This window comes from Massilia solisilvae (assembly GCF_024753215.1).
In the GTDB taxonomy this organism is placed as follows: Bacteria; Pseudomonadota; Gammaproteobacteria; order Burkholderiales; family Burkholderiaceae_D; genus Telluria; species Telluria solisilvae.
On the sequence record NZ_JANUGV010000002.1, the window covers coordinates 215615 to 228493 of the forward strand.

14 protein-coding genes are annotated in these 12879 nt (G+C 68.3%); 4 read left to right on the forward strand and 10 right to left on the reverse strand.

The annotated features are described in order from the left end of the window. Nucleotides 1-11: 11 nt before the first annotated feature. Genes NX773_RS09025 through NX773_RS09040 form a run of 4 tightly spaced genes read left to right on the forward strand, consistent with a single transcriptional unit; the run spans nt 12 to nt 3945 of the window. On the forward strand, nt 12-1016 hold the full coding sequence (locus NX773_RS09025) for a transporter (protein WP_258856015.1): 1005 nt from the start codon (nt 12-14) through the stop codon (nt 1014-1016). A gap of 8 nt (nt 1017-1024) precedes the next feature. Continuing rightward, on the forward strand, nt 1025-2617 hold the full coding sequence (locus tag NX773_RS09030; protein WP_258856016.1) for an OmpP1/FadL family transporter: 1593 nt from the start codon (nt 1025-1027) through the stop codon (nt 2615-2617). 14 nt (nt 2618-2631) lie between these two features. Beyond that, a complete protein-coding gene (locus tag NX773_RS09035; RefSeq protein WP_258856017.1) occupies nt 2632-3174 on the forward strand; it encodes a DUF2059 domain-containing protein in 543 nt (180 codons plus the stop codon). A gap of 33 nt (nt 3175-3207) precedes the next feature. Continuing rightward, the gene (locus tag NX773_RS09040) at nt 3208-3945 is read left to right on the forward strand and encodes a cyclic di-GMP-binding domain-containing protein, MshE-related (protein WP_258856018.1); all 738 of its coding nucleotides are present in this window, start codon (nt 3208-3210) and stop codon (nt 3943-3945) included. Between the two features lie 9 nt (nt 3946-3954). Here NX773_RS09040 and NX773_RS09045 read toward each other — a convergent pair whose 3' ends face one another. From NX773_RS09045 to NX773_RS09090, 10 genes are read right to left on the reverse strand one after another with little or no spacing between them, the layout of a single operon-like run. Continuing rightward, nucleotides 3955-4962 (reverse strand): hypothetical protein, encoded by a 1008-nt coding sequence (locus NX773_RS09045; RefSeq protein WP_258856019.1) that lies wholly within the window; start codon nt 4960-4962, stop codon nt 3955-3957. Nucleotides 4963-4967: 5 nt separating this feature from the next. Next, nucleotides 4968-5879, reverse strand: coding sequence for a flagellar hook-associated protein FlgL (gene flgL / locus NX773_RS09050; RefSeq protein ID WP_258856020.1), 912 nt, complete (start codon nt 5877-5879; stop codon nt 4968-4970). An 11-nt stretch (nt 5880-5890) separates the two neighbouring features. Next, a complete protein-coding gene (gene flgK / locus NX773_RS09055; protein WP_258856021.1) occupies nt 5891-7267 on the reverse strand; it encodes a flagellar hook-associated protein FlgK in 1377 nt (458 codons plus the stop codon). Between the two features lie 58 nt (nt 7268-7325). Then, nucleotides 7326-7655, reverse strand: coding sequence for a rod-binding protein (locus NX773_RS09060; RefSeq protein WP_258856022.1), 330 nt, complete (start codon nt 7653-7655; stop codon nt 7326-7328). Beyond that, nucleotides 7652-8758, reverse strand: a complete 1107-nt coding sequence (locus NX773_RS09065) for a flagellar basal body P-ring protein FlgI (RefSeq protein WP_258856023.1) — start codon at nt 8756-8758, stop codon at nt 7652-7654. The genes NX773_RS09060 and NX773_RS09065 overlap by 4 nt, the downstream gene beginning before the upstream one ends. A 7-nt stretch (nt 8759-8765) precedes the next feature. Further along, nucleotides 8766-9416: a flagellar basal body L-ring protein FlgH gene (flgH, locus tag NX773_RS09070; RefSeq protein ID WP_258856024.1), complete on the reverse strand. Its 651-nt coding sequence runs from the start codon at nt 9414-9416 to the stop codon at nt 8766-8768. Beyond that, nucleotides 9416-10201 (reverse strand): flagellar basal-body rod protein FlgG, encoded by a 786-nt coding sequence (flgG, locus tag NX773_RS09075; RefSeq protein WP_258856025.1) that lies wholly within the window; start codon nt 10199-10201, stop codon nt 9416-9418. Before flgG ends, flgH begins: the two co-directional genes overlap by 1 nt. A gap of 22 nt (nt 10202-10223) precedes the next feature. Then, nucleotides 10224-10958, reverse strand: a complete 735-nt coding sequence (locus NX773_RS09080) for a flagellar basal body rod protein FlgF (RefSeq protein ID WP_258856026.1) — start codon at nt 10956-10958, stop codon at nt 10224-10226. A gap of 16 nt (nt 10959-10974) precedes the next feature. Beyond that, nucleotides 10975-12171, reverse strand: a complete 1197-nt coding sequence (locus NX773_RS09085) for a flagellar hook protein FlgE (protein ID WP_258856027.1) — start codon at nt 12169-12171, stop codon at nt 10975-10977. Nucleotides 12172-12182: 11 nt separating this feature from the next. Then, entirely contained in the window at nt 12183-12878 is a 696-nt protein-coding gene (locus NX773_RS09090) for a flagellar hook capping FlgD N-terminal domain-containing protein (RefSeq protein ID WP_258856028.1), read from the reverse strand. Nucleotide 12879 lies beyond the last annotated feature (1 nt).

Below are 12879 nucleotides of genomic sequence, written 5' to 3' on the forward strand. Positions count from 1 at the left end.
CAAGGAGCCCCATGAGAATCCCCCGATCGCTGGTACTGGCCGCCATCTTCTTCGCCGCCCCTGGCTGGGCCCAGCAAGCGCCAGCCGGCGGCGCGAGCAGCGATGCCGTGCGCGACGCGCTGGCCAAGAAGGACGGCGACGTCGATCAAACCACGCTGCTGAAGGACACGCTGACCGCCGTCGACAAGCAGTACTCGCTGATCCGCAAGGGCCACACCCAGCTCAACTACGAATTCAACTACGCCTACATCGGCCAGGAAAAGATCAACGCCGACCTGTCGTCGGGCAGCGCGACGCTGTTCTCGATCGAGAACACGAGCTCGCACACGTTCACCAACACGGTGATGATCGACCACGGGCTGCTCAACAACCTGAGCGCGAACGTGACGCTGCCGTTCATCAGCCGCTGGTCCGACGCGGCCGGCTACTCGGGCGTGTCGCACACCATCGGCGACCTGGGGCTCGGGCTGCGCTGGCAGCCGCTCGAATCGAAGCGCGACGAGACCACGCTCACGGTGACCAGCGCGCTGCGCGTGGCCACCGGCACCAGCCCGTTCAAGGTCGATCCGCAGCGCGGGCTGGCCACCGGCTCGGGCATCCACATGCTCAACCTGGGGCTGAACATGACCAGGATCGTCGATCCGGTGGCGCTGTTCGGGTCCTTCAGCGCGGGCTTCGGCGCGCCGGCGCGGCACCTGTCGCAGATGCTGTCGGGCGCCGTGCTCAAGGAGGTCAGGCCGGGCGGCACGGTGGGTCTGGGGCTGGGCTTTGCCTATGCGCTGTCGTACAAGATCACCACCTCGTTCTCGTTCCAGGAGGCGATCACGGCGCAGTCGCGGCTGCGCTTCGAGAACGGCCGGCAGGCGCAGACCGGCACCCAGTCGGCCGGGGTGCTGTCGGTGGGCGTGGGCTACCGCAGCTCGCCCAAGACCACGGTCAACGTCACCGTCGGCGCCGGCCTGACGGCATCGGCGCCGAACATGAGCGTCACCGTGGGCGTGCCGCTGTCGCTGTGAGGCCGCGCATGCGACCGCTCCTGTTCGCCATTGCGCTGGCCGCCGCGCTGCCGTGCGCGCGCGCCGGCGTGACCGAGAACCTGGCCACCAGCGCGATTGCGATGTCGCTCGGGAACGCGGTCACGGCCGACCCGCCGGGGATCGAGTCGATCCACTTCAACCCGGCCGGGCTGGCGCGGCTGAAGGGCTTCAACCACGTCGACACCGCGTTCGTGGCGTCGATCCGCAACCCGAACGAATTCCACAGCGCGCCGGACATCGACATCGGCGGCTTCAAGGACGACCCGATCAACGGCAAGCACAGCGGACCGGTGCGGCAGGCGATCGCGCTGCCGTTCGTTGGCGTGCCCAAGGCGCGCCTGCCGGGCGTGGCGGTGCCGGGCCTGGGCGTGGCGTGGAATGCGCCCGATTCGCGCTGGACCTTCGGCACCATGGTCTACCTGTCGCAGGCGATGAGCATGGATCGCACCAAGGATCCGGACGACCCGGCGCGCTTCGACGGCCGCCTGGTGCAGCTGCAGCGGCTGGTGTACCTGTCGCCCGCCGCCGGCTACAAGATCTCGGACACGCTGCGCGTGGGGATCTCGGTGCCGATCGCGTATTCGAACTTCGCGATCAACACCGACTACCGTGCGCCGAACAAGCTGCTCGGCACGGTGGGCCAGCTGCAAAAGGGCTTGTGCCCGGACGGGAACGGCACGATCCTCGATACGCTCACCTTCGGCCTGTGCGGCGGCGGTCCGGACGGGATGGTCGATCCGTTCAAGCGCGCGGCCAACATCGACTTCGACCTGCACGCCTCGTTCGACCCGACCGTCAATATCGGCGTGCTGTGGGAGCCCAGGCCGTGGCTGGCGCTGGGCGCGGTGTACCAGGGCGGCACGCGCACCGCCTACAGCGGCAACTACAGCTTCCATACCGACCCGATGCTGCGCGCGTTCACGCGCGGGCTCAATTCCAGTTTGCTTGGCCCCGTTGTGGGCGCGGTCACCGGACTGCCGCCCGACATTCCCGAGTACCAGACCGGGAACATGATGGCGTCGATCCCGTTCCCGTGGCGCGTGCAGGCCGGCGTGAAGATCAAGCCGCTGCCTTTCCTGCAGCTGAACGCGGACGTGAGCTACGCCGACTGGGCCCAGTGGAAGGAGATCACCTTCCGCTTCGATCGCAGCATCAAGATGCTCGAGCTGGCGCGCCTGTTCGGCTACGCCGATTCGACCAAGGCCACCTTCCAGATGGGCTTTCGCAGCGTGGTCAACTTCGGCTTCGGCGCGCAGCTGTTCGTCACCCCCAAGCTGACCCTGCGGGCCGGCTTCGAGCCGCGCAAGAGCTCGATCCCGGGCGACAAGATGAGCCTCCTGGCGCCGCTGCCGGACACCAGGCTGCACAGCCTGGGCCTGCGCTACCGCTTCGACAACGGCAGCGAACTGAACCTGGCGGCCAGCTACCTGACCGGCAAGTACAACATCCCCGCGCGCAGCGACTGCAACCTGAACTGCGACGGCTTTTTCAACGTGATCTATAACCCGTACGCGGCCACCGACGTGGCCGGCAAGCTGGTGGTGCGCTACGCCGGCCTGTCGTTCACGCGGCCGTTCTGACACAGGAGGAATCGATGCTTCGTCTCTCACTTGCCGTGCTTGCCGCGCTTGCCGCCAGCAGCGCATGGGCCCAGCCGGCGCAGCCGGTGTCGCCGGAAAAGCAGGCGCTGGTGCAGCGCGTGCTGGCCAAAATGCCGATGGAGAACGTGGGACTGTCGATGTTGCAGGCACCGGCGGCCGAGGCGGTGCGCCAGGCGCGCGCGGTGCTGCAGGGGCGCGCGGCGCCGGACAAGCAGGACGCCGCACTGAAGGACATTGCCGACGAGGCCAACAAGTTCCTCGCGGAGGAGGCGCCGCTCGTGCGCGCCAGCACGCAGCAGGTGGTCGCATCGACCATCGCGCCGCTGCTGGCGCAGCGTTTCACGGAGGATGAGCTCAGGCAGCTGGCGGCGATCCTGGAGTCGCCGGTCAAGGCCAAGTTCGAGGCGCTGGCGCCCGAGATCCAGAAGACGCTGGGCGAGGGCGTGGCCAAGGCCAACCAGGCGCAGGTGAACGCCAGGCTGACGGAACTGAACAACAAGATCGGCATGCGGCTGCGCGCCGCCGTGGCCCAGTAAGCGGCCACGGCCGGGGGCGCCAGGGAGGGGCACATGGATTGGCTGGGACAACGGCAGGAGCAGTCGCGGCTCGGGCAGATCCTGCTCGGGAAGAAGCTGATTTCGGAGGAACAGCTGGCGCAGGCGATCGCAGCGCAGCGCAGTTCGGGCAAGCGTCTGGGCGAAGTGCTGGCCGAGCTGAAGCTGATCACCGACGCGCAGGTGCGCGGCGCGATGCGGCGCCAGCGCAACCTGCGCATGGCGGCGGCGCTGGCCGGCGCCCTGCTGGCGCCGGTGCAGGCGCTGGCGGCCAGCGCCGGCGCCGCGCCGCCCGTGGTCCAGCGCGGCATGACGGCGCTGTCCGACGCAGAACTGGGCAAGGTGGCGGGGCAGGGCGCGGGCGAGGACGGCTTGCGGCTGCAGGCGCAACACGCCGAGCGGCTGCTGGCGGCGCTGCAGCAGCTGCATGCGAACGCGGCGGCCAGCCAGCACGGCAAGCACGACGACAACGGCGGCGCGCGCGTGCTCGCGCAGCTGGCAACGCTGTTCAATCCCATGGCGGGGCTGTTGAACGCCGATGTCTCGGTGAAGGACGTGAAGGTCGACCCGGCGCAGGCGCGCGCGGTCGTGAACAAGGACGGCTCGGTGACCTTTTACCTGCCCAGCTCCATCGGCGAGATCCAGCTCCGCAACATCCGGGTCGGGCGATCCGCCAGCGGGCCGAGTTTCGGCAGCCTGCAGATAAGGGACATCGACCTGCGCGGCACCTCGCTCACGGTGCGCAGGATCTAGCGCCGGCCGTCAGCCCTGGCCGAGCAGGGCGAGCACACGGTCGCGGCTCACGCCCACCAGCGCGGAGGTGAGGGCGATCAGCGAGTCGTAGTCGGGGCTGGAGGCGGTGTCGACGAACTGCTGCGCCAGTTGCTGTGCTTGTTCGGGTGGCGGCGCCTTGGCGTGGTTCATTCGCTCGATAGCGGCGGAGAGCGCGGCGCTGGCCGCCTCCTGCGAGCGGCGCACGCGCGCGAGCGCCTGCACCACTTCGCGCAGGCTCTGGCGCAGCGCGTCCGCGTTGCCGGTGTCCCAGGCCTGCGGCTCGAGCGCGGTGCCCACTTCCTCGGTGGTGACGCGGCCGGCGCCCACCAGCACGATACTGTCCTTTACCTTGGCCCAGTCGGCTTCGGCGCTGGAAAAGACCAGCTGGCCTTGCTCGTCCAGGCTGGCGCGCAGGTTGAGCGGGGCCAGCGCGCGGTCGAAGCGCTGGGCCACCTGCGCCCCGGTCATGTCGCCCTCGAGATTGACCTTGACCTGGGGGCCGCCGCCTACCGTCAGCGCCAGCGTGCGCGTGCCGGCGGCCTTGAGCGCCGCGAGGTCCAGGCCACGAATGCGAAAGCGCTGGCGGGCCGGCGCGCCGCCGGAAAAGCCGAGCTGCGCGTCCACGCCGCCGGCCTGCTTGCCGCGTGCCGAGAGCATGCCGCCAAGCTGGCGGATGCGCGTTTCGAGCTGGCGCGAATTGCGCGCGCCGGACAGGCGCGCGGCCAGGTCGCCCTTGATGTTCTCCAGCTGTCCCTGCAGCCGCTCCAGGTAGTCGAGCGCCTCCTGCGCGCGCGCGACGTCGTCCTGCAGCTGGCTGTCCCACGCCTGCAAGCCGCCCCTGAGCTGGGACGGGGCGTGCTGCGGCCGCGCCGCCGCGGCGGGCTCGTTCACGCGCCGCGTGGGCGGCAGGGCAGGCACGCGCGACGGCGCCGGGCCGTTGCCCGCGGCGACGGCGGCGTTGGCGTTCGGGGAGATGGGGCGGACGGTGCTATCCATGCCGGTCAGAGCTCAGCGAACAGCGTCAGGTTGCCGATCTTGGCGTAGGCCTTGTAGGTCGCCTGGAGCGCGGTCTGGTAGCCGTTCAGCTCCGTCGCGGCCTGCGCCATGTCGAGCTGGCCGATCTCGTTGATCGCGTTCTGGTTCGACAGGCTCACGTTGGCGTGGTTGGCGTCCAGCGTCTTGAGGATATTCTGGGTGCCGCCCATGACGGCGATTTTGCTGGCCAGGAGATCCATCGTGTCGTCGAAGCCGGACAGGTTGGCCATGACGATGGCGCGCGTGGCCGGGTCGTTCACGTCCACGGTGGGCGCGGAGATCGTGGCGATGGTCTTGTCGAGCTGGTTGAGCAGGTTCTCCAGCCCCTTCAGGTTTTCGTTCGCCACCTGGGTGATCCCATTGCCGACCACGACCGATTGGGCATTGGTATTGCCGACGAAGCTGTAGCGCGAGCCGGGGAGCTGCGTCTTGTCGTACGCCATCGGCGCCGTCGCCGTGGCCGTGCCGGAGAAGACGTAGCGGCCTTCCTGGTCGATCGTGTTGGCGTTGTAGAACAGGCTGTCGCGCAGCGCCGCCAGCGGCTGGATCATCGCCTGCAGGTCGGCCGGGGCGTTGCCGCCGTCGCTGGCCCACACCAGCAGGTCGCGGCCGCCCATCATGTCGTTGATCATGTTCTGCAGGTAGCCTTCGTTCTTGGACAGGCGGATCTGCACCGCCGCGATGTTGTCGCGGTACTGGGTGAAGGCCGATTCCTCGCGCTGCAGGCGCGACAGGCGTACGTTGTCCACCGGGTCGTCCGACGGCAGCATCACGCGCTGGCCGGACGCCATCTGCTGCGTCAGGCGCGAGAGCTTGTCCTGGTTGAATTGCAGCGACTGGTTCATGATCGCTTGGTATTGGGTGCTGGCGATACGCATCGGGTGCTCCTTTAGCCCATCATCTGCAAGGTGGCGTCGAACAGGGCATTCGCGACCGACATGACCTTCATGTTCGCCTGGTACATCTTCTGGTACTCGACCAGGTTGACCGCTTCCTCGTCCTGGTTGACCGCGCTGGTCGATTGCCAGTCCTGTTCGGCTTGCGTGCGCACTGTCTCGGCGGTGGTGAGCGAGGACTGGTTCTGCTGGCTGTCCACGCCCAGCTTGCCGACCAGCTGGGTGTCGGCGTCGCCCACCAGGACCGTGCCCAGGCCGGTGACGCTGATCGGCGCGCCTTTGAGCGTGAGCAGCTCCTGCAGGTTGCCGGTGTCGCCCGGGTTGCCGTCCTTTGAAAACGCAAGGTCCGAGGCCTGGAAGCCCGGCGCCACCTGCAGCATGGCCGAGGTGCTGCCGGCGTTGAACACGAACAGCGGCTTGCCGGGCGTGGCCCCGCTCATCGTATAGCCGGCCGAGAGCGTGGCGTTGACCTTGTCGGACAGCTGGCGCGCCAGGTCGGCCACGCCCTGCTGCAGCGGAGCCAGCACGTTGTGCTCGAAGGTGGTCAGCCCGCCGAGCTGGCCGCCGAGAACCGCGGTGTTGACGTTGAAGGTGGAGGACGCGAAGCTGAGCGAGAACGACTGCACCGAGGTGACGCCGCCGCTGGCCGCCAGCTTGCCGCCGACTCCGCCGATGACCAGCGATTCGCCGGTGACGAGCGAGATGTTGCGGGTGCCGTCCGGCTGGTCGCTGACCTCGAGCGCCATCTGGCTGGCCAGGCGGTCGATGGCCTGGTCGCGCGCGTCGATCAGGCTCGATGCGCTGGTGCCGGTGGAGGCGGCGTGCGTGATGCGCAGGTTCAGGCTGGCGATTTCGGCGATCGCCGAGTTGGCCGAGTCCACGATCGCGGTGCGCTGCTGGACCACCGACTGCAGCTGCGAGTTGAACACGTTGTTCAGGTTGTTGAAGCGCTGCGCCATCAGGCCGGCCGCGGTGAGCACCTGGCCGCGCAGGGCGCTGGAAGTCGGGTCCACCCCGGCCACCGCGTTGAGCGCGGCGAAGAACTTGTCGATGCCGGCCGACAGGCTGGCCGATTCGTCGCCCATCACCCGCTCGAGCTGGGTCAGGTAGGGCTGGCTCTGCGAGAACTGGCCCACGCTGGACGCGGCGCGCCACATCTGCTGGCTCTTGTAGCCGTCCGAAAAACGCATCAGCTGCGACACCGCCACCCCGTTGCCGGCGTCGCGCGGGCCGTTGCCGCCGATGGTCGCGAGCAGCGCGGCCTGGCGGGTGTAGCCCTTGGTCTGCAGGTTGGCGATGTTCTGGCTCGTGGCCGACAGGGCGACCTGGGAAGCAAGCGCTCCGGAGAGCGCGTTGTTCATGATTGTCATGGCAGTTCTTTCACGGTGCGGCGTCCACTAGGGAAAGGCGACCGGTTTGGCAAAAACATTAAGCCTTGCGCGGCAAAAGTTGGCGCAGGATGGCGTCGGCGATGCCAAAGGCGCGCTGACCGGCCATTTTCCCGGCCAGCAGGTCGTCGGCCATGTCCAGCATGTCGCTGTTGACGCGGTCGCGGAACACGCTGTCCTCGGGCGCGAGCTCCTTGGTGGTCGAGCGCATCTGGTGCAGCATGTGCGAGATGAAGAAGCTCTCGAATTCCACCGCGGCGCGGGTCGCCTTGGCGACGTAGGCCGGATCGGGCGCAGCCGGCGCCACCGGTTCGTCGCCGTTATGCTGCGCGGGTAGCGTGTTCTCGATTGTCTTGTCGGTCAGGTTCATATCACCACCAGTTCCCCTTCAATGGCGCCGGCCTGGTCGAGCGCCTGCAGGATGGCCATGATGTCGTCGGGCGAGGCCCCCAGGCTGTTGACGGTATCGATGATGGCCTGCAGCTTGGCGCCCTCGGGCCACTTGAACATCTGCGCGTGTCCCTGGTCCACCGAGACCTTGGACACCGGGGAGCTGGTGGTCTGGCCGTTGGAGAACGGACCGGGCTGGCTCACCGCCGTGCTCTCGCTGATGATGACCTTGAGCGCGCCATGCGTGACCGCGGCCGCCTTCACGCGCAGCCCTTCGGCGATGACCACGGTGCCGGTGCGCGAGTTGAACACCACCTTCGGCACCTCGACCCCGGCTTCGACCGGCATGTTCTCCAGGCGCGCGACAAAGGCCACGCGCTCGGTCGGGTTGTCGGGGGCGACCACCGACACGCTGGTGCCGTCGGTTGTGGTGGCGATCGGGCCGTAGCGCTGGTTGATGGCCTGCACCACGTTGGTCGCGGTGTCGAAGTTCGGGTGGCGCAGGCGCAGCAGCACTTGCGGGCGGGTCGAGAAGTCGGTCGGGATCTCGCGCTCGATGAGGGCGCCGTTCGGGATGCGCCCGCCGGTCGGCGTGTTGACCGTCACCGACGAACCGCTGCGGCCGGACGCGGCCAGGCCGCCGACCACCAGGTTGCCCTGTGCCAGCGCATACACCTCGTTGTCGGCTGCGCGCAGCTGGGTCAGCAGCAGGGTGCCGCCGCGCAGGCTCTTGGCGTCGCCCAGCGAGGACACGGTCACGTCGATGCTCTGGCCGCGGCGATACCCCGGCGGGAACACGGCGGACACCATCACGGCGGCCACGTTCTTGTTGCGCGCGTCCTCGCCCTCGGGCAGCTTGACGCCGAACTGCTTGAGCATGTTGACCACCGACTGGCTGGCGTACTTGACCTGGGTGGAGTCGCCGCTGCCGTTCAGGCCCACTACCAGGCCGTAGCCCACCAGCGGGTTCTCGCGCACGCCTTCGACGCTGACCAGGTTGCGCAGCGCCTGTGCGGCGTGCGCCGGAAGCGCGAGCGCGAAGGCGATGCAGAAGGCGGCGAGCGGTCGCGAAAATCGATTCATGTTGACCTCAGAACGGCATCAGGGGGCCGGTGAAGAAGCGCGTCAGCCAGCCGGGGGTGTTGGCGTCGGCCAGCGCGCCCTGGGCGGAGTAGGCGATGCGGGCGTTGGCCACGCGCAGCGACGAGACCTGGTTGTCGGCATTGATGTCGGCCGCGCGCAGGTAGCCCTTCAAGCGCAGGAATTCCTCGCCCTGGTTGAGCAGCAGCGTCTTTTCGCCGGCCACGCGCAAGAGGCCGTTGGGCAGCACCTCCTGCACCACCACGGTGAGCGCGCCGGACAGCGCGTTCTGCTGGGTGCTGGTGGAGTCGCCCGCGAAGCTGCGGTCGGCCGAGGCCGAGAGCGCCGTCTTGTTGTACGCCTTGCCGAGCGCCTTGAGCGGCGCCACGTTCACGTCCGAGCCCTTGGAGAAGCTGGTGCCGGCCTTCTTGCTGGCCTGGGTGGTCTCCTCGAGGATCACGGTGACGATGTCGCCGACCCGGAACGCGCGGCTGTCGGAGGTGAGCGGCACCGCGTCGGCATTGAACACGCCGCCGGACACGCCGGTGCGCACGGGCGCGGCGTGCGGCAGCAGCGGGTCCTCCGCGGCCGGGGTGTTGAGCGGAACGCGCGAGGCGCAGCCCGCCAGCAGCGCCACGACGCACAGGGCCAGGCGTTTCATCAGCGTGCCGCCTGCGCCAGGTACTGCAGCATGTTGTCGGCCGCGGACAGCACCTTGGTGTTCATCTCGTAGGTGCGCTGGGCCGCGATCATGTCGACCATCTCCTCGACCACTTGCACGTTGGAGCCTTCCAGCGCGCCCTGCTTGATCTTGCCGAACGCGCCTTCGCCCGGGCGGCCTTCGTTGGGCGTGCCCGATGCCGGGGTCTCCTGGAACAGGTTCTCGCCCAGTGCCAGCAGGCCGGCCGGGTTGACGAAGGTGGCCAGGTTGATCGTGCCCAGCTCGACCGGGGTGGTGGTGCCGGGCACGGTGGCCGAGACCATGCCGTTTTCGCCGATGGTGAGCGAGGTGGCATTTTGCGGTACCGTGATTTGCGGAACCAGCGGCAGCCCCTGCGCGTTGACCAGGGTGCCGTTGGCCTCCATTTGCAGCTGGCCCGCGCGGGTGTAGGCGGTCTGGCCGTCAGGGCGGCGCACCTGCAAAAAGCCGTTGCCCATGACGGCTACGTCGAGCGGCTGGCTGGTGGTCTGCACGCTGCCGTTGGCGAACACTTTCTGGGTGCCGACCACGCGCGTGCCGTTGCCGAGCTGGACGCCGGAGCTCACGGTGTTGTCCGCGCTTTGCGCGCCAGGCTGCTGGTCCACCTGGTAGAACAGGTCCTCGAACACGACCCGGTCGCGCTTGAAGCCGACCGTGTTCACGTTGGCCAGGTTGTTGGCGATCGCCTGCAGTTTGGCGTCTTGCGCCTGCACGCCGGTCTTGCTGATCCACATTGCTGGATTCATGGTTCTCTCCTCGGGTTGGGGCTCAAGCGCCCAGCAGGCGGTTGCCCACCTCGTTCATGTCGTCGCTGGCCTTGAACAGCTTCATCTGCATCTCGAACTGGCGCGTCAGGCTCATGGTGGCCACCATCTCCTCGACGGCCGACACGTTGCTGCCTTCCAGCGCGCGGCTCCTGACGGTGAGCGCCGGGTCGGCGTCGAGCTGGCCGCCGCCACGCAGCACGACCAGGCCCGCCTCGTTCTTGGTGAGCTGGCTCGCCTCGCCGTTCACGATGCGCAGGCGGTCCACCACCTGCAGCTGGTTCGAGCCTTCGGTCTTGACCGAGATGGTGCCGTCGCGCGCGATCTCGACAGCGGTATGGGCCGGCAGCACGATCGGGCCGCCTTCGCCCAGCAGCGCGCGGCCCTGCACCGACAGCGCGCCGTTGGCGTCGATCTCGATGTTGCCGGCACGGGTGTAGGCTTCGCCGTCGCCGAACTGCACCGCCAGGTAGCCCTTGCCGTCCAGTGCCACGTCGAGCGCGCGCCCGGTCTCGCGCACGCTGCCGGCGCGCGTGTTGATGCTGTCCGCCTCGACCTTGGCCATGTGGCGGTCGTCGTAGCCCTGGCCGTAGCCGTTCATCAGCGCGGCCGAGGTGGCCAGCTCGAAGTTGGCGCGAAAACCGGTGGTGTCCATGTTGGCCAGGTTGTTCGCGTGCACCCGCTCGGCGCGCATCACGCGCTCGGCGCCGCTGACGGCGGTATAAATCAGTTTGTCCATCGCGGTCCTCGCGTGATTACATCGCCTGCATCAGGGCTTGCATCATGGCGCTCTCGGTGCTGATCACCTTCGAGTTGGCCTGGTAGTTGCGCTGCGAAGTCATCAGGCCCACCAGTTCGGCGGTGATGTCCACGTTGGATCCTTCGAGCGCGCCCGTGTTGAGCTTGCCCGCCAGGCCCACGCCCGGGCGTTCGTACAGCGCCATGCCGGAGCGGTCGTTGGCGACCCAGCTGGTGTCGCCGACCGCGGTGAGCGCGCTCTCGTCCGGGAAGGTGGCCACCGCCAGCACGCCGATCACTTGCTGCTGCTCGTTGCTGTACTTGGCGATCACCGAACCGTCGTTCGACAGCTCGACTCCGACGAAGGTGCCCGAGGCGTAGCCGTCGCTGCTGTTGGTGGTGGTGAGCGCCTGTCCGGCGAACTGGGTGGTGCCGCTGTAATCGATCGTGAACGTCTGGGTCGCCGCGCCGTTGGTCGGGGTCAGCGTCAGCGTGGCGATGGTGGGGGTCGCGGCCAGCTGGCCCTTCGAGTCGAACGCGATCGACGTCGGGGTGGAGGTGGCCGCCTTCACCGCGGCGCCGTCGATCGCGTAATAGACATCGACCTTGTTGGCCGTGGCGTTCTTGACGAAGTACTGCGACACCGTGTGCTGGCTGCCGAGCGAGTCGAACACCACCGACTGCTTGACCATGTTGTAGGTGGCCGAGTCGCTGGAGTCGAATGCGGTGACAGGCACGGTCCAGTCGGAGGACAGGTTGCCGACGTAGGAGATCTTCGTGGTCGCGACCGCCGGGATCTGGCCGGTTGGCACGGTGATGTCGCCCAACACGCCGAGCGCGCCGCCCTGCGCGGCGCCGTAACCCTGCGCGCGGCGGTTGCCGGAGTCGACCAGCTTGCCGTGCTTATCGACCGAGAAGATGCCGACGCGGCTGTAGTTCATCAGGCCCTGGGCGTCACGGCTGACGAAGAAGCCGCGGCCGGCGATCATCGCGTCCATGGCGCGTCCGGTGGTCTGCACACTCCCGTTCAGGCCGATGTTCTGGGTCCGGGAACCGATTTCCACGCCATTGGCCTGCTCGCCGGCGTATACCGACGAGAAGTTGGCGCGGCTGGCCTTGAAGCCGTAGGTGCCGGAGTTGGCGATGTTGTTCGAGACGGTCTCGAGCTGCTCGTTGATGGCCCGGACGCCGGACAGTGCGCTATCGAAACTCATGTCAGTTCCTTTCAGTTGGTAGGAGTGAGGGCGGCAACCTGGGCTGCGCCCGCCTTGCCGTTGAAGCCGGTGATGGCGGGCGGATCGATCTCGCCGATGTTCGCCACTTGCAGCAGCACGCCGCCGGAGGCGGACATGCGCACGCTGTCGAGGCGACCGGTGACCTCGACCTGTGGAGCGGTGCCGTCGGCCGCCTGGGCCTGCAGCGTGTAGGAGCCGCTCGCCAGTCCCAGCGCCACCGGGTCGATGGTGAAGGGCAGGGCGCCGGGGCCGTGCGGGGGCAGCGTGATCTCGTGCGCGGCGCCGTCCGCGCCGGTGAGCACCAGTTTGGTCGCGGCGCTGCCGGCGGACAGCATCACGCTGCCGGACACCTTGTCGCCGTCAAGGCGCACCGTGCCGGTGGCCACGCTCACCTGCGAGCCGACCTGGGCGCCCATCGCCAGCACCTGCAGGCTTTGCAGCAGGCTGGCGCTGGTGCTGTTGGTCTGCGCAAGGCTCTGCAGCGCCTCGGTCTGCGACAGCTGCGACAGCTGGTTGACGAACTGGGTCGGGTCGCTTGGCGACAGCGGGTCCTGGTTGCGGATCTGCGCCACCAGCAGCTTGGTGAACATGTCGCGGTTCTCGTTGGATGGCGCGCTGGTGGCGACCTTGTCGCTCGCGGCGCCTGCCGTGTTCTTGTTGAACAGGTTGGTGGAACTGGTCTGCATG

Bases quoted from the DNA above. Each gene is read 5' to 3' on its own strand.
- NX773_RS09030 (WP_258856016.1), top strand. From the start codon at position 1,025: ATGCGACCGCTCCTGTTCGCCATTGCGCTGGCCGCCGCGCTGCCGTGC.
- flgG (WP_258856025.1), bottom strand. From the start codon at position 10,201: ATGAATCCAGCAATGTGGATCAGCAAGACCGGCGTGCAGGCGCAAGAC.
- NX773_RS09040 (WP_258856018.1), top strand. From the start codon at position 3,208: ATGGATTGGCTGGGACAACGGCAGGAGCAGTCGCGGCTCGGGCAGATC.
- NX773_RS09060 (WP_258856022.1), bottom strand. From the start codon at position 7,655: ATGAACCTGACCGACAAGACAATCGAGAACACGCTACCCGCGCAGCAT.
- NX773_RS09080 (WP_258856026.1), bottom strand. From the start codon at position 10,958: ATGGACAAACTGATTTATACCGCCGTCAGCGGCGCCGAGCGCGTGATG.
- NX773_RS09085 (WP_258856027.1), bottom strand. From the start codon at position 12,171: ATGAGTTTCGATAGCGCACTGTCCGGCGTCCGGGCCATCAACGAGCAG.
- flgK (WP_258856021.1), bottom strand. From the start codon at position 7,267: ATGACAATCATGAACAACGCGCTCTCCGGAGCGCTTGCTTCCCAGGTC.
- NX773_RS09035 (WP_258856017.1), top strand. From the start codon at position 2,632: ATGCTTCGTCTCTCACTTGCCGTGCTTGCCGCGCTTGCCGCCAGCAGC.
- NX773_RS09025 (WP_258856015.1), top strand. From the start codon at position 12: ATGAGAATCCCCCGATCGCTGGTACTGGCCGCCATCTTCTTCGCCGCC.
- NX773_RS09045 (WP_258856019.1), bottom strand. From the start codon at position 4,962: ATGGATAGCACCGTCCGCCCCATCTCCCCGAACGCCAACGCCGCCGTC.
- NX773_RS09065 (WP_258856023.1), bottom strand. From the start codon at position 8,758: ATGAATCGATTTTCGCGACCGCTCGCCGCCTTCTGCATCGCCTTCGCG.
- flgL (WP_258856020.1), bottom strand. From the start codon at position 5,879: ATGCGTATCGCCAGCACCCAATACCAAGCGATCATGAACCAGTCGCTG.
- flgH (WP_258856024.1), bottom strand. From the start codon at position 9,416: ATGAAACGCCTGGCCCTGTGCGTCGTGGCGCTGCTGGCGGGCTGCGCC.
- NX773_RS09090 (WP_258856028.1), bottom strand. From the start codon at position 12,878: ATGCAGACCAGTTCCACCAACCTGTTCAACAAGAACACGGCAGGCGCC.